Raw genomic sequence first — 19,140 nt, forward strand, 5'->3', positions numbered from 1 at the left:
GCGCGAGGCGGTCCATTGCGACGGTGCGGCGATTCGCAAGAACTTGTCAGGAGCGGCCATCAGACGTCATGGTCGGGCTTGACCCGACCATCTCTGAAACCAGGGCTTTCTCGTCACGAGATTCTCGGGTCTGCGCTTCGCTTCGCCCGAGAATGACGGAGCCGCCGGCGCCTATTTCGTGATCGTGTCGATCTCGGCGAGATCTTCCGGCGTCAGCGCCCATTCGGCGGCCTTCACATTGGCGGCGACCTGCTCAGGCCTGGTCGCGCCGGCGATGACGCTGGAGATCACCGGCTGGGCTGCGAGCCATGAGAAGGCGAGCTCGACCAGCGTCTTGCCGCGCGCCTCGGCGAAGACGGCGAGCTTTTCCGTCTTCTCCCAATTGGCATCGGTGAGGACTTCGCTGGCGCGCTGCGCCTCCCTGGTCATGCGCGCGCCTTCCGGCATCGGCGCATTGCGCTTGTACTTGCCGGTGAGCAAGCCATTGGCGAGTGGGAAATAGGGCAAAAGCCCCATCCCGTAGCGCTCAGCTGCCGGGATCAGATAGTTCTCGGCGCCGCGCTTGAGCAGGCTGTATTCGTCTTGGGCCGAGGCGAATTCGGTGACGCCAAGATGGCGCGCGGTCCAGGCTGCGTCCGCGACCTGCCAGGGCGCGAAATTGGAACAGCCGATATAGCGCACCTTGCCCTGGTGGATAAGGTCCTCGAGCGTGCGCAGCGTTTCCTCTATAGGCGTCAGCGGATCGAAGCGGTGCATCTGGTAGAGGTCGATCCAGTCGGTCTTGAGCCGCTTCAGCGACGCTTCGACCGCGTTCATGATGTAGTGCCGCGAACCGCCCTTCATCGTGCCGGCATCGTTCATGTCCATGCCGAATTTGGTGGCAAGCACGATGTCCTTGCGGCGCGCGCCGAGCAATTCGCCGAGTGCGGTCTCAGAGCCACCGCGGTTGCCGTAGATATCGGCCGTGTCGAACAGCGTGATGCCATGCTCGATCGCGGCATCGACGACCTTGCGTGCCGACTCGTTATCGATGCGGCCGCCGAAATTGTTGCAGCCGAGGCCGACGAGCGAAACGCGCAGGCCGGAGCGGCCGAGATTGCGGGTGAGCATGGTGTGGTCCTTCCCTGGGAAGGACGCAGAGGATCAGAGCCGGGCGCGCAGCGCAATTGCCGCTGGCGCAGGGCGGCTGCTCGTCGTTCTCGGGCTCGGGCCGGCAACGACGGCCACACAACACTTCAAACGAAAATGCCCGGCACGCGGCCGGGCATTTCCTGTCCTGGGATGCCCGGGCCGAACCCGGGCACGAAGCGAGCCCTGATCAGGCCACCGCTTCCTTGATCTTCTGCGAGCGCTTGCGCTCGTTGGGGTCGAGCACGCCCTTGCGCAGGCGGATCGACTTCGGGGTGACCTCGACCAGTTCGTCGTCGTCGATCCAGGCCAGCGAACGCTCCAGCGTCATGCGGATCGGCGGGGTCAGGCGCACCGCCTCGTCCTTCGACGTCGTGCGGATGTTGGTGAGCTTCTTGCCCTTGAGCACGTTCACCTCGAGATCGTTCTCGCGGGTGTGCTCGCCGACGATCATGCCCTGATAGACCTTCCAGCCGGGCTCGATCATCATCGGGCCGCGATCTTCGAGGTTCCACAGCGCGTAGGCCACGGCCTCGCCGGTTTCCATGGCGATCAGCACGCCGTTGCGGCGCCCGCCGATCTCGCCCTTATAGGGCAGGTAGTCGTGGAACAGCCGGTTCATGATGGCCGTGCCGCGCGTATCGGTGAGCAATTCGCCCTGATAGCCGATCAGGCCACGCGTCGGAGCGTGGAAGACCAGACGCAGGCGATTGCCGCCGGAGGGACGCATCTCCAGCATGTCGGCCTTGCGCTCGGACATCTTCTGCACGACGACGCCGGAATGCTCCTCGTCGACGTCGATGATGACCTCCTCGATCGGCTCCAGCAGCTGGCCGGCCTCGTCGCGCTTCAGCACGACGCGCGGACGCGAGACGCCGAGCTCGAAGCCTTCGCGGCGCATCTGCTCGATCAGGATCGCGAGCTGCAATTCGCCGCGGCCCGAGACGATGTAGCTGTCCTTGTCGGTCGCTTCCTCGATCTTCAGCGCGACATTGCCCTCGGCCTCCTTGAACAGGCGGTCGCGGATGACGCGGGTCGTGACCTTGTCGCCCTCGGTGCCGGCCAGCGGCGAGTCGTTGACCATGAAGGTCATCGACACGGTCGGCGGGTCGATCGGCTGGGCCTTGATCGGGGTCTCGACGGCCGGGTCGCAGAAGGTGTCGGCAACCGAACCCTTCACCAGGCCGGCGATGGAGACGATGTCGCCGGGAATGGCCTCTTCGATCGGCGTGCGCTCAAGGCCACGGAAGGCCAGGATCTTCGTGATGCGGCCGGTCTCGACCAGCGTGCCGTCACCCGAAAGAACCTTGATCATCTGGTTCGGCTTGGCCGAGCCCGAGACGACGCGGCCGGTGATGATGCGGCCGAGATAGGGGTTGGCTTCGAGCAGCGTGCCGAGCATGCGGAACGGACCCTCCTCGATGCGCGGCTCCGGCACATGGCTGAGGATGAGGTCGTACATCGGGGCCAGGCCCTGGTCCTGCGGACCAGCCGGGTCATGCGCCATCCAGCCCTGCTTGCCCGAACCGTAGAGGATCGGGAAATCGAGCTGCTCGTCATTGGCGTCGAGCGCGGCAAAGAGATCGAAGACCTCGTTGATGACTTCCTGGACGCGGGCGTCGGGCTTGTCGACCTTGTTGATCGCCACGATCGGACGAAGGCCGAGCTTCAGGGCCTTGGAGACCACGAACTTGGTCTGCGGCATCGGGCCCTCGGCGGCATCGACCAGCACGATGGCCGAGTCGACCATGTTCAGGATGCGCTCGACCTCGCCACCGAAATCGGCGTGGCCGGGAGTGTCGACGATATTGATGCGCGTATCCTTCCAGACGACCGAGGTCGCCTTGGCCAGGATGGTGATGCCGCGCTCCTTCTCGAGCTCGTTGGAATCCATCACGCGCTCGATCACGCGCTGGTTGTCGCGGTAGGTGCCCGACTGCTGCAGAAGCTTGTCGACGAGCGTGGTTTTGCCGTGGTCAACGTGGGCGATGATGGCGATATTGCGCATGGACATGCGGGTCAGGGCCTTGTTTCAAGACCGCGAGCCGGCGGGGAAAGTCCCGGCCGGCGCAGCCCGTTCGTGAGTGGAATCTGGAATTCGTTGCGCTGCACATAAACGCTGAAGGCCGTTTGGGCAACCACAACGGTTTCAGTCTCTTCGCCGAGCGCGCCGATAAAGCCGTCTTGACGGCTCCAAGGTCAGATAAAGTGTACTATCGCAGCTGGCGAGGCGCCCACCTTTTGGGCATTCGAGCGCCGCCCATGGCCGGTCGATCAGCGCGACGTCTCGTCCGCGATTTCGAGCATCCGCCGCCTTTCGACGAGCGCGCGACCGACCTGATCCATCACCAGCCGGTACGCCGCGAGACCGGAGCCGCCGAGATCGCCCCGGGCGAAATCGCCGAGAACCTTGGTCAGGATCGCATCGGCCTCGGAATCCAGTTGCGCGAGCTGGTCTTCATCGTCGCAGATCCTGATTTCGGGCAGCAGCGCCAGCAGCCGGTCGAGGCCCGCCATCGCCTTGCGCCGGCGCGCCGCGCTCTCGCGGCCGAGGATCGCGGCCCCTCCGGTTCCCAGCATGGAAAGCCCCATCACGGCGAGATAGAACCAGTCGCCATAACGCTCGAAAAAGGTTTCCTGCTCGCCGTCGATGAAGGCCGCTGCGCCCGAATGCACCGGGAGGGGAGCGTCCTTGTCGGTCGAGGGTGTCTCCAACCCCTGGATCGAGGGCAGTTCGGCAGCCAGCGTCAGGCGCAGGCCGAGGATCTCCTTGACCAGCTGGCCGACGAGGTTGTCGTCGAGGTTCTGCGACGCCATCAATCGCGAGGTCACCGAGATCGTCGGCAGGCTTTCCGAGGGACGCGGCGGATCACCGCCGAGCGCACCGCGCACGATCTCGCCGGACTCGATCGCACGGTCGCGTGCGGCGATGGCATCGGCCTCGCGGATGGGGATCAGCACGGGGTCCTCGCCCCAGGCCGAGCGCAACTTGCCAAGGCCATCATTATTGGTGCGCGCGCCCACGGCATTGATCGAGAAGAAGGCGTCGATGCGCCCCTCCTTCGCCGCCGAGACGACCTCATCGGGGCCGAGGCCGACGATCTCGATCTCCTCGGGCCTGACCTCATATTGCGCCAGAACGCGCCTCAGCAGCGCGAAATTGCCACTGGGATTGCGGACGACGCCAACCCGGCGCCCGCGCAGATCCGCGATGCGGCCGATTGCGGTTTCTTTCGTCGTGATCAGGAAGGGAAAGGTCCGCCGCGTGATCAGGGCCGTGTCTGCATTGGCCGGCAGAGCGATATCGGCCCTGACGATGGCAAGCTCGGCTGCGCCCTCGTCGACGCGTTTGGCGCTCTCCGCCGAGCCCTCCGTCAGGATCAGCCTGATCCTGACCTGCGACTTCTCGCGATTGAGCCCCTGTACGAAGCCGGCGGCCATCCGGGCATCCTCGGAGCCGAGCGGCCCCACGGCAAGCCGCAGGGTCCGTGGCTGGCTGAGGAGGTAGAAGACAGCCGTGGCGATGCCGAACATCGCCAGCAGCCCCGCCAGAGCCGTGAAACCGCGCCGCCCCATGCCGAAACCGATCCCGCCCCGTCCTGCCGTCGCCACGCCCGTCACAATGGCTTCACCCGCCATCATGTCGCAAGTGCGGCGCCCACCACCTTCGTGCTAAAGCTCCCCTTGAAAACTCCCTGAGCCCTCATCCTGAGGAGCCATTTCGTGAAATGGCGTCTCGAAGGAGGCTCCAGCATACACTGGAACCATCCTTCGAGACGCCGCTACGCGGCTCCTCAGGATGAGGGCTGAACTCTTGTCGCAAGCTCAGCTCCCATGTCCGACCTCTCTGCTCCCTTTACGGTCAAGATCTGCGGCCTCTCGACGCCGGAGACGCTGCTTGCAGCGCTCGACGCCGGCGCCGACATGATCGGCCTCGTCTTTCACCCCCGTAGCCCGCGCTTCATCAGCATGGAACGCGCGATCTCGCTGGCCGCGCTGGCGCGGGGACGGGCGGAGATCGTCGCGCTGATCGTCGACTGGGACGAGAAGCAAGCCAGCGGTCTCGTCGAGGCGCTCAACCCCGACTGGCTGCAATTGCACGGAACGGAGCCGCCCGCTCTGGTCGAGGCGATCAAGACGGCAACCGGGCGGCGCGTGATGAAGGCCCTCGGTGTCGCCGAGAAGGGCGACCTTGCGCGCATTCCGGCCTATGCCGGCGTGGCCGACCGCATCCTGCTCGATGCCAAGCCGCCGAAGGACGCCGCCTATCCCGGCGGCCACGGCCGGCCCTTCGACTGGAGCCTGCTCGCCGGTCTCGACCCGGCTTTCCGCTTCATGCTATCGGGCGGGCTCGATCCGGCCAATGTCGCGGAGGCGATCGCGATCACGAAGCCGGCAGGCGTCGACGTCTCCTCGGGAGTCGAGAGCGCGGCGGGCATCAAGGATACCGGACGGATCGCCGAATTCGTCGCGGCTGCCCGCAAGGCGGCCGATGATTTGCAGAAGGCAGGACAGGCATGAACGCGCCCCATAACCCGAACACCTACCGCAGCGGCCCCGACGAGAACGGCCGCTTTGGCATGTTTGGCGGCCGCTTCGTCGCGGAAACGTTGATGCCGCTGATCCTTGAGCTGGAACAGGCCTATGAGGCCGCCAAGGCCGACCCTGCCTACCATGCCGAGACGGCCTACGGGCTGAAGCACTATGTCGGCCGCCCCTCGCCGCTCTATTTCGCCGAGCGCCTCACGGAGCACTTTCGTAGTCTGGCGACGGCCTCCGGCCTATCGGGCGGAGCCAAGATCTACCTGAAGCGCGAGGAGCTGAACCACACCGGCTCGCACAAGGTGAACAATGTTCTCGGCCAGATCCTGCTGGCGCGGCGCATGGGCAAGAAGCGCATCATCGCCGAAACCGGCGCCGGCCAGCACGGCGTCGCGACCGCCACGCTCTGCGCCCGCTACGGGCTCGAATGCATCGTCTATATGGGCGCGGTCGACGTCGCCCGGCAGGCGCCCAATGTCTTCCGCATGCAGATGCTCGGCGCAACGGTCATCCCAGTCGAATCCGGCACGAAGACGCTGAAGGACGCGATGAACGAGGCGCTGCGCGACTGGGTCACCAATGTCGCAACGACCTTCTACTGCATCGGCACGGTCGCAGGTCCGCATCCCTACCCGGCGATGGTGCGCGATTTCCAGTCGATCATCGGCACCGAGACGCGCGCCCAGATGCAGGAGCTGGAAGGCCGGTTGCCGGATTCGCTGATCGCCTGCATCGGCGGCGGCTCCAACGCGATGGGCCTGTTCCACCCGTTCCTCGACGACGCATCCGTCGAGATCTACGGCGTGGAGGCGGCCGGTCACGGCATTCCCTCGGGGCTCCATGCGGCGTCACTGACCGGCGGACGCCCCGGCGTGCTGCACGGCAATCGCACTTATCTGCTGATGGATGATGACGGACAGATCAAGGACGCGCATTCGATCTCGGCCGGGCTCGACTATCCCGGCATCGGCCCGGAACATTCCTGGCTCCACGATGTCGGCCGCGCCACCTATCTCTCGGCCACCGACGAGGAGGCGCTGGAAGCCTTCCAGCTGATCTCGAAGCTTGAGGGCATCATTCCCGCGCTTGAATCCGCTCATGCGCTCGCCCGCGTCGCCGAGCTCGCCCCGAAGAAGCCGAAGGACCATCTGATGGTCGTCAATCTTTCGGGACGCGGCGACAAGGACATTCCGCAGGTCGCGGAGATTCTCGCGGCGCGGTGACGAGCGGCGCCCGGAGCGGACGAGCGGAGCGCACCACTTCTGATCGAAGCGCGGGGCTGCACTTGGCCATTTGTGCCGAGCCGTTTGCCCCGAGTCGTTTGCCCCAAGCCGGACACTTTGGCTGGCAATAACGGGCTCCGATATGTCGGAGATCGATCGCGCGCTTGGCGCGGTCGACAATGGAGCCAGGCGATGACGATGAAGAAGACGATCCTGCTTGCGGCCATGATGGCCCTGTCGAGCCAGGCCCATGCCCAGACCGCGAGCCCACTGGCACCGGCCGAAGGTATCGTCATTCGCACCGAAGGCGAAATCCGGGTCAGGCCCGACATCGCGGTCATTCAGGCGGGGGTCGTCAGCGAGGGCAAGACCGCCGCTGAGGCGCTCGGCCAGAACACCCCGGCACTGGCCAAGCTGGTCGAGGCGGTGAAGGCGGCGGGCATCGCGCCGGCCGATCTCATGACCTCGCAGGTTTCGCTGACGCCTCGCATGACGCAGCCGCCCGTATCGCCCGGTCCCAAGCCGCCGCGCGCCGCCGCCATCGACGGCTACGAGGCCCGCACCGGATTGACAGTCACCGTCCGCGATCTCGCCAAGGCTGGGCCGCTGATCGATGCGCTGGTCAAGGCCGGCGCGAACGAGATGTCCGGAATCAGCTTCGGCCTCGCCGACGAGAGCAAGGCCAAGGATGCTGCACGGCTGAAAGCCGCCGAGGCCGCCCGTGCGCGGGCCGCTCTCCATGCCGGCGCGCTCGGCGTCAAGGTCGGCGAGCTCGTCTCGATCGTCGAGGCAGAAGCCGAGACGCCCGGCCGCGCCGCGGGCGACATGCGCACCTTCCGCATGGCGGCGGGCGCCGCGCCGATCTCGGTCGAGCCGGGCGAAATCACGATCACCAGTTCGCTGCGCACGGTCTGGCGCATCGAGAAATAAGCGGCCGACGAAGCGGACCGCTCACGGCCCCCTCTTTCTCGGTGGGCCCTTCTCGGCGAGAGGGCTGAAAGCAGTCTGTCTCGGTGCTGTCATGGGGATCGGCAACGATAGGTTGCCCGGTCTACGATCTGCCCGGCTCAAGCGTTGCGTGAGACGGGACCGGGCCATTGGGCGGCGGCGGGAACGAGGACGGTGCGATCCGCCAGGAGCAGGCCCTTGCCGGCCTGCCCATCGAGATCGCTTTTCTCTGGCGGCACGGCATTGCTCCATCCGAACTCGCGGCCGCCGCCCGCCGCGCGATCCGGATCGGGTCCGAGCCCGCCCGCGAGCTCATGGCGCTCGGATCGATCGATGAGGCTGGCTTCTATCGCGCTCTTGCCGCCGAGCTCGGTGTTGCCTTTCACAAGGGCCCGCTGGCCTTGCGGCCAGGCGGAGAATATGGCGCCATTCTGCGTGCGGGGATGGCGCCAGTGCTGGAGCATCCGGACCTGGACTTCGCGTTGGCGCCGGAAGGTCCCGCGCTGCGCCGCCTTCTGGACTCGGGACTGCGAAACCGCCTCGACATCGCAGTCACGACGCCAACCGACTTCGCCGCCTGCCTTCGCGAGGCGAATTCCACGGGGCTGGCGCGCCACATTGCTGGGCTCGACCAGGCCGGGCTGGCACGCGACAGCGCCCGCACCGGCGCGACGCGGGGCCAACGCATCGCGCTTGGAGGCGGCACGGTCCTCTCGGCGCTTTGCGGCGTGATGGCGCCGCTCGAGGCGTTCTTTGCGCTGGCCACGCTGGTCGGTCCGCTTTTCCTCTGCGTGATCGTCCTGCGGCTGGCTGCGACCCTCGAAGAACCCGATGGCGAACTCGCGAGCCATCGTCGCTGGCGCGTCGATGACAGCCGCCTTCCGGTCTATACCGTCGCCATCCCGCTCTTCCGGGAAGAGGCTGTGCTGCCCCAGATCGTGCAGTCCCTGACTGCGCTCGATTACCCGGCCGCCAAGCTCGACATCAAACTGCTGGTCGAGGCCGAAGATGCCGGCCTGCGCAATGCCCTGAGCCAGATCGTCCTGCCCGCACATTTCAGCGTCGTCATCGTGCCCGAAGGCCAGCCGCGTACCAAGCCCCGCGCGCTCAACCTCGCCTTGCTCGAGGCACGCGGTTCGCTCTTCACCATCTTCGACGCCGAGGACATTCCCGATCCCCGGCAATTGCGGCTGGCCGCCGCCCGTTTCCTGCGCGCGCCCGACGAGCTTGCCTGCCTGCAGGCGCGGCTCGTGATCGATAATGCCGGCGACGGGATTCTGCCGGCGTTGTTCGCTTTCGAATATGCCGGATTGTTCGATGTGCTGAACCCGGGCCTGCTGCGTTCGCAGCTGCCTATCATGCTGGGCGGGACCTCAAACCATTTTCGCACCAGCGTGCTCCGGGCGATCGGCGGCTGGGACGCCTGGAACGTCACCGAGGATGCCGATCTGGGCGTGCGTCTCGCACGGGCCGGTTATCGTGTGGGCGACCTGCCGTCTAACACCTTCGAGGAAGCGCCGCTGTCCATGTCTGCATGGCGCAAGCAGCGTTCGCGCTGGATCAAGGGCTATATTCAGACGCTGGCGACGCATTCACGCGCGCCTGCCCGGCTGTTGCGCGAGGCCGGCCTGTCGGCGACGCTCGCCTTCACTGCGCAGGCGCTGGGAACCATCGTGGCTGCCCTGGGCTATCCGATCTTCGCGATCGCCGCCGTCTATGCCTGGAGCGGGGGGTCGCTGATGACGCCCTCGGGCACGCTCCTCAGCCTGGTCACGACACTGGCGCTGACCATCGCGATACTCGGGATATTCGCGATGATCGCGCCGCCTGTCCTGGGCGCGCTCAGGCGCGGCTCGCCCAGGCTTCTCCTGCTGCTGCCAGCGCTGCCGCTCTACTATGGCCTCGTCTCGGTCGCGGCCTGGGTCGCCCTATACGAGTATTTCACCCGTCCCTTCGTCTGGAACAAGACCACGCATGGGCTGGCGCGACAGCGCGGCGCCGGGCAAATCGCGTTCAAACCCGCGCGGAAAACCGCTCCATCCAGGAGCTGAAGTCGTCTCCGGCGCCGGACGGCTGATCAAAGATGCCGCAGCCACTCGGCAGCGGCCTCGGCCGGCGGCCGCTCGATATTGAAGGCGCCGATGAAGCTGCCATCCTTGCCCATCAGATAGACCAGCGCGGTATGGTCCATGGTGTAGTCGCCATCCTTCAGCGGCACTTTCTTCGAATAGGCGCGGTAGGCCTTGATCGTGGCATCGATCGCAGCGCGATCTCCGGTCAGGCCGACGATGCGCGGGTCGAAGGAGCCGAGATAGCTCTTCATCACCTCGGCCGTATCGCGCTCGGGATCGACGCTGACGAAGAGCGCGCGCAGCTTCTCGCCCTTCGGGCCGGCGGCACGCAGCGTCTCGGAAATCTCGAACAGCTTGGTCGGGCAGATGTCGGGGCAATGGGTGAAGCCGAAGAACACCAGGAAGGGCGCTCCGCGCAGATCCTTTTCGGTCAGCGTCTTGCCGTCCTGAGTGGTGAGGGCGAAGGGGCCGCCGACGCTGGCCGTTCCGCTTTGTCCCTGCCGCGCGGGCGAGAAGGTGATGATCGCCGCGGCCGCAAGCGCGAGCGCACCGACAAGGAAGACGACGAAAGGCAGGACGAGGCGGCGGTTCACGGGACGGTATCCTGATTGGAGCTTGCGGCGCTGGGCGAGTGTCGCTTCAGAAACAGGCGACGATGCTGGCGATGAGGCCATCGGTGAAAAGCCGGTCACCCTCGCGCCACCAGAGCAGCAGCCCGGTCAGGAGAAGGGCAAACGCTCCTCCCGCGAGCAACATGATGCCCATCCGCGACGGCGGGGCGGCATCGGGCTCGCTGCTGTGGTCGGCCTGCGTCATGGCGGAACCATAGCTCCACGCGCTCGCCGCCGGAAGCGGCTTCCGTGACGCAGGGTCGGCGCGCCAATTTTTCAGGAAATAGGAATGCACGGCGATTAAACGCCCGATCGCGGTCTCATCGGTTGATGGGCAGCCGCGGATCATCTACCCGAAGCATCGCGCGATACCAGCGGGAACGCGCGCAATGCCATTGGGGCTGTTCTGGGGCTAGCAGCATTCGATGCCGATCGAGCGTTTCGACACTGTCATCCTGGGAGCCGGTGCTGCGGGCATGATGTGCGCGATCCATGCCGCATCGCGCGGTGGCCGCGTTCTCATCGTCGATCACGCCAAGGCACCCGGCGAAAAAATCCGCATTTCCGGCGGGGGCCGCTGCAACTTCACCAATATCGGAACGAGCGCGCGCAATTTCCTGTCGGACAATCCGCATTTCGCAAAATCTGCGCTTGGCCGATACACCCAGCATGATTTCGTCGCCCTGGTCGAAAAGCACGGCATTGCCTATCACGAGAAAACGCTCGGGCAGCTTTTCTGCGATGAGTCCGCCAAGGACATCATCGCCATGCTGCTGGACGAGATGGCGCGTGCGGCCTGCGAATTGCGCCTGGGAACGACGCTGGAAAGCCTTGAGCGGGTTGATGATGGCTTTGCGATCACGCTTGGCGGCGATGGCGCTGCAGGAATTCGGTGCCGGCAGTTCGTCGTTGCGTCCGGAGGAAAATCCATCCCGAAAATGGGGGCATCCAGCCTTGGTTATCAGATCGCCGGCCAGTTTGGCCTGGCGGTGACGGAAACACGCCCGGCTCTGGTGCCGCTGGCATTCGGTGAAGACGTTCTTGCCGGGTTTCGCGAGATCGCCGGCGTCGCCGCAGATGCGCGGGTCTCCTGCGGCAAGACCTCATTCGAAGAGGCGCTGCTGTTCACGCATCGCGGGCTTTCCGGTCCTGCGATTCTGCAGATTTCATCCTATTGGCGCGAGAAAGCCCCGCTCAGGATCGCTTTTCTGCCCAGCCATGATGTTTTCGCCGACTTGCGTGCCTCCAGGCAGGAAAATGGCCGCAGAAGCATCGCCAACACGCTTGGCGATATCCTGCCGAAGCGATTGGCGACTTATCTTGCAGATGCCCATGGTTGGGCGGGTCCCATCGGCGACGCCAGCGACAAGAAGCTCGCGGCGATCGCAGCAATCATTCAGGGCTGGGACGTATTGCCCATCGGATCGGAAGGGTACCGGACCGCGGAAGTGACGCTCGGTGGCGTCGATACGTCCGGCCTGAACTCACGGACGATGGAATCAAGGGCAGTCGACGGCCTGTATTTCATCGGCGAAGTCGTCGACGTAACCGGCTGGCTTGGCGGCTACAACTTCCAATGGGCCTGGTCATCGGGCTGGGCGGCAGGAACCGCCATCGCGGAACGCACCGCCTGATAGGCTGAGCCGATTGCTGTCAGAGGATTTGGAGCGGGCGATCGGGATCGAACCGACGACATTCAGCTTGGGAAGCTGACGTTCTACCACTGAACTACGCCCGCATGCACCCTCGCGCCGAAGTGCCGCGCGCCGGGAGGCAGGCGTTCATAGCGGCTTCGGGAGCGGGTGTCATCCGGGAATCACGCGTCGGGGCGCGGGTTTCGGTCCGGCTGCTCGTCAGCCCTCGTTGCCCAGCGGACCACGGCGAGATAGCCAACGATCAGGACGGGAACGGCTACGATGCCGGCATAGTGAAATAGGGTCATGCTGCGATCATGACCCTGCATTGCAGTGCAATAATGGCGACGAAAAAGGCGTCGGCTCAGTCGTGGAAATGCTTCGAGAGCTTGAGCGCCTGGCCCTGATAGTTCGACTTCAAGCCGGCGCCATAGAGTGCGTCGGGCCGGGCCGCCATCGCCTCATAGACCAGCCGGCCGACGATCTGGCCGTCCTCGATGATGAAGGGCACATCGCGCGAGCGTACTTCGAGGACGGCGCGCGCGCCCTGCCCGCCGGCCGCGCCATGGCCGAAGCCAGGATCGAAGAAGCCGGCATAATGCACCCGGAACTCGCCGACGAGGGCATCGAACGGCGTCATCTCGGCGGCGAAATCCGGCGGCACATGCACGGCTTCCTTGGAGGCGAGGATATAGAACTGGTCGGGATCGAGGATCAGCGCGCGCGAGCCGTCGGACGGGATCGGCTCCCAGAAATCGGCGGCACGATAGGCGCCGACCCGGTCGACATCGATCAGCGCCGTATGATGCTTGCCGCGATAGCCGATCAGCCCGTCGAAACCGGAGAGGTCGACACTGACGGCAACGCCACCCTGGAAGGACGGCTCGGCCGCGCTGACCAGGGTCTCGCGCAGATGCAATTCGCCCAGCGTCCTGTCGTCGAGCTTGCTCTCGCCGGCGCGGAAACGGATCTGCGACAGCCGCGAGCCCGAGCGAACCAGCACCGGGAAGGTGCGCGGCGAGATCTCGATGAAGAGCGGTCCCTCATAACCGTCCTCGACAAGGTCGAACTCGCGGGCACGGTCAGTGATGACGCGGGTGAAGACGTCGAGCCGTCCGGTCGAGCTCTTCGGATTCGCGGCGGCGCGCAAGCCCTTGGGCATCGCCAGGCCTTCCATCAGCTCCGCGACATAAACGCAGCCGGTTTCAAGCACGGCACCGCGTGTCAGGTCGATCTCGTGCAGGGCCAGATGATCGAGCCGGTGCTTCACCGTGCGATCGGGGCCGGGCAGGAAGCTCGCGCGGACGCGGTAAGCGCGGTCGCCAAGGCGCAGGTCGAGGCTCGCCGGCTGGATCTGGCCATCGGCCGGCGGCTGGGCGAGCCTGATCGCGCCCTGCTCGATGAAGGCGCGAATGCTACTGTCGGGCTGAATGCCGGGCTGGAAGGTCAGCATGCTATGTCCGGAGGCGATCGGTTACTGCTAGCGAAACGCGGAGCAAAGGCCAAGCATGGCCGCCATGCGCAAGGGCTGGAACACGCAGTTGTCCACGCGAGAATCAGGCTTTTGCCGGTCACGCGGGGCTGTCACTGCGCAGGGATCGGGGCAGCGAACACCCGCTTCGGCATTGACGCTGACGGCTGCCGGCTCATAACAAAGCTGCCACGTGGCATGGCAGCCGGAGCGGGCGCGTCAGGGATGGAGCCGTCGCGATGTATCAAGCGGAAACGCATGGCGTACGCGTGACGGCCGTGCCGAGCTTCATGGAGGGTGAATCCTCACATGAACAGGGTCGCTATTTCTGGTCCTACACCATCGAGATCGTGAACCTCTCGCTCCAGACCGTGCAGTTGATGTCCCGACACTGGTTCATCACCGATGGACGTGGCGAGGTGCATCAGGTGCGTGGCGAAGGTGTCATCGGCCAGCAGCCGGTGCTCAGGCCAGGCGAGAGCTTCAGCTATACATCCGGCTGCCCGCTGATGACGCCGGACGGCTCGATGCGCGGCTTCTATGCCATGCTTGGCGAGAAGGGCGAGATCTTCGATGTCGAGGTGCCGCTGTTCCCGCTCGATTCCCCTTATGTGAAGAAGGTCCTGCATTGACTGCCTCCTCCCCGTCAGCCGGGCAGCGCTACGCGCCGCTCGACATGCTCGCCCGTCTCGTTGCTTTCGACACGGTCAGCCATAAATCCAATCTGGAGCTGATCGCCTTCGTCGAGGACTATCTCGCCGGCTGGGGCGTGGCCTCCATCCGCATCCCCAATGCGGCCGGCGACAAGGCGGCGCTCTTCGCGACGATCGGGCCGTCGGATCGCGGCGGGATCGTGCTGTCGGGACATACCGACGTCGTTCCGGTCGAGGGCCAGAGCTGGAGCCGCGATCCGTTCACGCTGCATATTGCAGACGGGCGCGCCTATGGTCGCGGCGCCGTCGATATGAAGGGTTTTATCGCGCTCGCGCTGGCGCTCGTGCCGGATTTCCTCGCAGCCGAGCTGAAAACGCCGATCCACCTCTTCCTGTCCTATGATGAGGAGGTCACTTGCCTCGGCGTGGTCGACGGCATCGCGCGCATGGGCAAGGACTTGCCGCGCCCGCGCGCCGTCATCGTCGGCGAGCCGACCTCGCTCGAGCTTGCTGACGCGCATAAGGGCATCCGCACCTTCTTCACGACGATCACCGGCTTCGCGGCGCATTCCTCAAAACCGCATCTGGGCGCCAGCGCGGTGCATGCGGGCGTGCGGCTGGCGGCCGGGCTGGTCGGTATCGCCGACGAGCGCGAAGAGCAGCTCGATCCGAGCGGGCGCTTCGACCCGCCTTACGACACCGTCCATGTCGGAAAATTCCATGGCGGCATCGCCCGCAACATCCTGGCGGATCGATGCGAATTGTCCTGGGAGGTCCGCACCTTGCCGGGCTCGAATCCCGAGGATGTGCCCGCGCGCTTTGCCACGCTATCGGACGAGGTCCTTGCCCGGATGCGCAAGACCGCGCCGTCCTCCACGATCCAGACCGTGATGAGCTCGGATGTTCCCGGCCTCGCGCCCGATCCGGGTTCGGAAGCCGAGACGCTGGTAATGCGCCTCGCCGGCAAGAACAGCACCATCGCGGTCGCCTATGCGACCGAGGCCGGGCATTTCCAGCGGGCCGGACTGCCCACCATCGTCTGCGGACCCGGCTCGATCGATCAGGCGCATCAGCCCGACGAATACATCACGCTGGAACAGTTCGCGGCCGGCGAGGCTTTTATGCGCCGGCTGATGGCGGAGTGCCGGGCTTAGAGCACGTCTGAAGGAGGCGCGAGAGTGGCCCTCTCCGTAGAGGGCTACTTTCGGTGCCCGAGCTTTATTCCGCCGCCAAGCCGTCCTCGACTTCCGACGCCTCGAACACGTAGCGCCGCGAGCAGAACTCGCAGGTGACGCCGAGCGTGCCGTCATCGGCGACCATCGCCTTGCGGTCCTCGGAGGAGAAGCCGCGCAGCATGCCGAGCACGCGCTCGCGCGAGCAGCGGCAGGCCTCCTGCACCAGCACCGGCTCGAACACCCGCGCGCCGCGCTCGTGGAAGAGCCGGTACAGCAGACGCTCGCTTTCGAGCAGCGGGTCGAGCAGTTCGTGGTCCTCGACGGTCTCGACCAGCGAGCGGGCTTCCGCCCAGGCATCGTCGCTGATGCCGTCGGGATCGGTATTCGCCATGATCTCATGGCCCTGGGGCGCATCGCCGGGATGCAGGTCGGCGGCACGCAGCCGATCGATCGAATGCGGCATGAACTGCACGAGCAGGCCGCCCGCGCGCCATTGCCGGCCCTCGCCTGTAACGATCGAGCCGACGCTGAGCCGAATGCGGCTTGGAATCTGTTCGGACTGGCGGAAATACTGATGCGCCGCCTCTTCCAGGCCCTGGCGGGTTAGCGCCACCACGCCCTGATAGCGCGACGCCTGCGAACCCTGATCGACGGTCATGGCAAGATGGCCCTCGCCCAGCAGCTCGCCGGTGCTCAGCGCGCCCGAAGCCATGGCGTCGTCGAACTTGGCCTGATCGATATGGGCCACGGCGCGATAGGTATCGGGCGCATTGAAATCGACGACCATCATCGAGATCGGCCCGTCGCTCTTGGTCTGGAGCTGGAAGCGGCCCTCGAATTTCAGCGCCGTGCCAAGCAGCACGGTCAAAGCCGCCGCTTCGCCGAGCACGCGCGCGACGGGCTCGGGATAATTATGCCGGCCGAGGATGGTGTCGATCGAGGAACCAAGCCGCACGACGCGACCGCGGATATCGAGATCGGGCACCGTGAACGGCACGACCCGATCGTCGAGCGCCGCGACGCCAGCACTGGCGATATCGGCCGCCATCAGGCCGAAACCCCGCCGAAGCACCAGGCGAGAATGCCCTTCTGCGCATGCAGACGGTTCTCGGCCTCGTCGAACACGGCCGATTGCGGCCCGTCCATGACGGCGTCGGTCACCTCCTCGCCGCGGCTCGCGGGCAGGCAGTGCATGAAGATCGCATCCTTTTCGGCGCGGCCTAGCAGGCGCTCGTCGACCTGATAGGGCCGCAGCAGGTTATGGCGCGTGCCTTCCTCGTCGCCCATCGAGACCCAGCAATCGGTGATGACGCAGTCGGCGCCCTCGACTGCGGCTTCCGGGCGGCTCGTCAGCGTCAGCTTGGCGCCCTGCTTGCGGGCCCAGTCGATCAGCGCCGGCGGCGGAGCCAGCTCCTCGGGCGTCGCGATGGCGAGCTCGAAATCGAGCCTGCCGGCCGCATGGACCCAGGAGGTCAGCACGTTGTTGGTGTCGCCGGTCCAGGCGATGCGCTTGCCCTTGATCGGCCCCTTGCGCTCCTCGAAGGTCATGACATCGGCCATGACCTGGCAGGGGTGCTGGCGCTTGGTCAGCCCGTTGATCACCGGCACGGTTGCGTATTTCGCCATTTCGACCACGGAATCATGGTCGAGCATGCGGATCATGATCGCATCGACATAGCGCGACAGCACGCGGGCGGTATCGGCGATGGTCTCGCGCTCGCCGAGTTCGATCTCCTGGCCGGTCACCATCATCGGCGAGCCGCCGAGCTCGCGGATGCCGACATCGAAGGAGACCCGGGTGCGAAGCGAAGGCTGCTCGAAGATCATGGCGATGACCTTGCCTTCGAGCAGGCGATCGCCCGCCGCATCGGGCGTGCGGCGTCGCGTCTTGATCTCTTCGCCAGCGCGCAGGATGGCGCGCAGCTCCGTGCCGGAGAAATCGGAAATATCGAGGAAATGGCGCATCAGGGGCGCTTCCTTCACGTCGGGGATAAGAAAGGGCTCAAGCGCTATTCGGCAGCCGGGCGCTTGAGCGTGGCTTCGATCGCGCTCGCGGCACGATCAAGCCGCGACACGGCCTCGGAGACATCAGCCTCGCTGATGATCAGCGGCGGCAGCAGGCGCACGACGTTATCGCCCGCACCGACGACCAGCAGGCCGGCAGCACGTGCCTCGGTGACGAAATCGGTATTCAGCGTGTGCAGCTTCAGGCCGAGCATCAGGCCCTCGCCGCGGATCTCGGCGATGACATCGGGATGCTGGTCCTTGAGCTGGGCCAGCGACTGGCGCAACCGCAGGCCGATCTGCGCGACATGGTCGAGGAAGCCCGGAGCCAGTACGACATCCAGCACCGCATTCCCGACGGCCATGGCGAGCGGATTGCCGCCGAAGGTCGTGCCGTGAGTGCCCAGCGTCATGCCCGACGCCGCCTCTTCTGTTGCGAGGCAGGCGCCCATCGGGAAGCCACCGCCGATGCCCTTGGCGATCGACATGATGTCGGGCGTGACGCCGTAAAGCTCATAGGAGAAGAACTTGCCGGTGCGGCCGACGCCGGTCTGGATCTCGTCGAAGATCAGCATCAGGCCGTGCTCGTCGCAGAGTTCGCGCAGCAGCTTGAGGAAGCGCGGCGGCACGGAGCGCAAGCCACCCTCGCCCTGGATCGTCTCGATCATCAGCGCGGCCGTCTCGGGTCCGATCGCAGCCTTCAGGGCCTTCTCGTCATCGAACGGCACCTGGTCGAAGCCGTCGACCTTGGGGCCGAAGCCGTCGATATATTTCTGCTGCCCGCCGGCGGCGATGGTCGCCAGCGTGCGGCCATGAAAGGCACCCTCGAAGGTGATGATACGGAAGCGCTCGGGAGCGCCCTTCGCGGCGTGGTATTTGCGCGCCATCTTAATGGCGCACTCGTTCGCCTCGGCGCCCGAATTGGTGAAGAAGACGCGCTCCGCGAAAGTCGCCTCGCAGAGCCGGCACGCCAGCTTCTCACCCTCCGGCATCGTGTAGAGGTTCGAGGTGTGCCAGATCTTGCCGGCCTGCTCGGTCAGCGCCTTCACCAGATGCGGATGGGCGTGGCCCAGCGCGTTGACCGCGATGCCGGCGCCGAAATCGAGGTAGCGCGTGCCATCGGCCGTGATCGCCCAGGGGCCTTCACCGCGCTCGAAGGCGACGGGAGCGCGGGCATAGGTCGGCAGCAGAACGGAGGGGGCAGCGGAAACGGGAGCAGAAGCCATGGAATGCGATCCTCGCGACGGGACGGTTGAGAACGGATTGGTGCTGGACTGACAACGGTGTTCCAGGGCGAACAGGCTTCTTGCAGCCACGTTACGACCCCGCGACGACGTTATCGTCGCAGCCAGCTCCCGACATCTCGTCGCGCCGTCATCCGCATCATCGCAGGTCCTGATCTGCAAAAACATAAGCGCCGCCCGGAGGGGCGGCGTCAGCTGGTAGTCGGAGTATGCTAAAGGGGCTGGCCGCTGTCAATTCCATGCCGCTGCGTCAGGAAAATGGCAGCGAGCCCCTTGACGAAAATTTTGCGAATGGCCTGGGGAAAAGACGATTTCTGATTCGCGGACTCTTGTCGCCGAGTCCGGCCATCTTGTATGGTCTCGTTCGTCAGATACGACATCTCGTGCGGCGTCCCCAGTACCGTCAGTTCCGGGTGTAACGGCCTCCGTCTAGCG

17 protein-coding genes and 1 tRNA gene are annotated in these 19,140 nt (G+C 65.6%); 7 read left to right on the forward strand and 11 right to left on the reverse strand.

Annotated features, from left to right (window positions below; all coding sequences use genetic code 11):
* Positions 1 to 171: 171 nt before the first annotated feature.
* From C4S73_RS14345 to C4S73_RS14355, 3 genes are all read right to left on the reverse strand, one after another.
* Positions 172 to 1,110 (reverse strand): aldo/keto reductase, encoded by a 939-nt coding sequence (locus C4S73_RS14345; protein ID WP_103873173.1) that lies wholly within the window; start codon positions 1,108 to 1,110, stop codon positions 172 to 174.
* A 208-nt stretch (positions 1,111 to 1,318) separates the two neighbouring features.
* Positions 1,319 to 3,142, reverse strand: a complete 1,824-nt coding sequence (gene typA, locus C4S73_RS14350; RefSeq protein ID WP_103873174.1) for a translational GTPase TypA — start codon at positions 3,140 to 3,142, stop codon at positions 1,319 to 1,321.
* A gap of 260 nt (positions 3,143 to 3,402) precedes the next feature.
* Complete coding sequence (locus tag C4S73_RS14355; protein WP_160115774.1) at positions 3,403 to 4,767, reverse strand: TAXI family TRAP transporter solute-binding subunit; 1,365 nt, start codon at positions 4,765 to 4,767, stop codon at positions 3,403 to 3,405.
* Between the two features lie 195 nt (positions 4,768 to 4,962).
* Between C4S73_RS14355 and C4S73_RS14360 the strand changes: the two genes are divergently transcribed.
* The 4 genes from C4S73_RS14360 to C4S73_RS14375 all read left to right on the forward strand — a co-directional run bounded on the left by C4S73_RS14360 (position 4,963) and on the right by C4S73_RS14375 (position 9,892).
* A complete protein-coding gene (locus C4S73_RS14360; RefSeq protein ID WP_103873176.1) occupies positions 4,963 to 5,649 on the forward strand; it encodes a phosphoribosylanthranilate isomerase in 687 nt (228 codons plus the stop codon).
* A complete protein-coding gene (gene trpB, locus C4S73_RS14365; protein WP_103873177.1) occupies positions 5,646 to 6,893 on the forward strand; it encodes a tryptophan synthase subunit beta in 1,248 nt (415 codons plus the stop codon). Before C4S73_RS14360 ends, trpB begins: the two co-directional genes overlap by 4 nt.
* A gap of 192 nt (positions 6,894 to 7,085) precedes the next feature.
* The gene (locus C4S73_RS14370; RefSeq protein WP_103873178.1) at positions 7,086 to 7,823 is read left to right on the forward strand and encodes an SIMPL domain-containing protein; all 738 of its coding nucleotides are present in this window, start codon (positions 7,086 to 7,088) and stop codon (positions 7,821 to 7,823) included.
* A gap of 167 nt (positions 7,824 to 7,990) precedes the next feature.
* Positions 7,991 to 9,892 carry a glycosyltransferase family 2 protein gene (locus C4S73_RS14375; protein ID WP_103873179.1) on the forward strand — a complete coding sequence of 634 codons (1,902 nt, stop codon included), beginning with the start codon at positions 7,991 to 7,993 and terminating at the stop codon, positions 9,890 to 9,892.
* Positions 9,893 to 9,918: 26 nt separating this feature from the next.
* Here C4S73_RS14375 and C4S73_RS14380 read toward each other — a convergent pair whose 3' ends face one another.
* Positions 9,919 to 10,506, reverse strand: a complete 588-nt coding sequence (locus C4S73_RS14380) for an SCO family protein (RefSeq protein ID WP_244595597.1) — start codon at positions 10,504 to 10,506, stop codon at positions 9,919 to 9,921.
* A 46-nt stretch (positions 10,507 to 10,552) separates the two neighbouring features.
* On the reverse strand, positions 10,553 to 10,729 hold the full coding sequence (locus tag C4S73_RS28245) for a hypothetical protein (RefSeq protein WP_160115775.1): 177 nt from the start codon (positions 10,727 to 10,729) through the stop codon (positions 10,553 to 10,555).
* Between the two features lie 226 nt (positions 10,730 to 10,955).
* Here C4S73_RS28245 and C4S73_RS14390 point away from each other — a divergent pair, with 226 nt between their 5' ends.
* Positions 10,956 to 12,158, forward strand: coding sequence for a BaiN/RdsA family NAD(P)/FAD-dependent oxidoreductase (locus tag C4S73_RS14390; protein ID WP_103873299.1), 1,203 nt, complete (start codon positions 10,956 to 10,958; stop codon positions 12,156 to 12,158).
* A 29-nt stretch (positions 12,159 to 12,187) separates the two neighbouring features.
* Here C4S73_RS14390 and C4S73_RS14395 read toward each other — a convergent pair.
* The 3 genes from C4S73_RS14395 to C4S73_RS14400 all read right to left on the reverse strand — a co-directional run bounded on the left by C4S73_RS14395 (position 12,188) and on the right by C4S73_RS14400 (position 13,611).
* Positions 12,188 to 12,262: transfer RNA gene (locus C4S73_RS14395), tRNA-Gly, on the reverse strand.
* A gap of 78 nt (positions 12,263 to 12,340) precedes the next feature.
* Positions 12,341 to 12,466 (reverse strand): hypothetical protein, encoded by a 126-nt coding sequence (locus C4S73_RS28915; protein ID WP_280177597.1) that lies wholly within the window; start codon positions 12,464 to 12,466, stop codon positions 12,341 to 12,343.
* 56 nt (positions 12,467 to 12,522) lie between these two features.
* Entirely contained in the window at positions 12,523 to 13,611 is a 1,089-nt protein-coding gene (locus C4S73_RS14400; protein WP_103873182.1) for a 2'-deoxycytidine 5'-triphosphate deaminase, read from the reverse strand.
* A gap of 257 nt (positions 13,612 to 13,868) precedes the next feature.
* Here C4S73_RS14400 and apaG point away from each other — a divergent pair, with 257 nt between their 5' ends.
* Both apaG and argE read left to right on the forward strand, forming a co-directional pair.
* Complete coding sequence (gene apaG, locus C4S73_RS14405; protein WP_103873183.1) at positions 13,869 to 14,261, forward strand: Co2+/Mg2+ efflux protein ApaG; 393 nt, start codon at positions 13,869 to 13,871, stop codon at positions 14,259 to 14,261.
* Between the two features lie 44 nt (positions 14,262 to 14,305).
* Positions 14,306 to 15,436 (forward strand): acetylornithine deacetylase, encoded by a 1,131-nt coding sequence (argE, locus tag C4S73_RS14410; protein ID WP_103873184.1) that lies wholly within the window; start codon positions 14,306 to 14,308, stop codon positions 15,434 to 15,436.
* Positions 15,437 to 15,500: 64 nt separating this feature from the next.
* Here argE and C4S73_RS14415 read toward each other — a convergent pair whose 3' ends face one another.
* The 3 genes from C4S73_RS14415 to C4S73_RS14425 are packed head-to-tail and all read right to left on the reverse strand — an operon-like array spanning position 15,501 to position 18,687.
* Positions 15,501 to 16,505, reverse strand: a complete 1,005-nt coding sequence (locus C4S73_RS14415) for an Hsp33 family molecular chaperone (RefSeq protein WP_103873185.1) — start codon at positions 16,503 to 16,505, stop codon at positions 15,501 to 15,503.
* The gene (gene argF / locus C4S73_RS14420; RefSeq protein ID WP_103873300.1) at positions 16,505 to 17,422 is read right to left on the reverse strand and encodes an ornithine carbamoyltransferase; all 918 of its coding nucleotides are present in this window, start codon (positions 17,420 to 17,422) and stop codon (positions 16,505 to 16,507) included. The genes C4S73_RS14415 and argF overlap by 1 nt, the downstream gene beginning before the upstream one ends.
* A 44-nt stretch (positions 17,423 to 17,466) precedes the next feature.
* On the reverse strand, positions 17,467 to 18,687 hold the full coding sequence (locus tag C4S73_RS14425; protein WP_103873186.1) for an aspartate aminotransferase family protein: 1,221 nt from the start codon (positions 18,685 to 18,687) through the stop codon (positions 17,467 to 17,469).
* Between the last annotated feature and the right edge of the window lie 453 nt (positions 18,688 to 19,140).

This window comes from Allobosea lathyri, assembly GCF_900108245.1.
Classification (GTDB): domain Bacteria; phylum Pseudomonadota; class Alphaproteobacteria; order Rhizobiales; family Beijerinckiaceae; genus Allobosea; species Allobosea lathyri.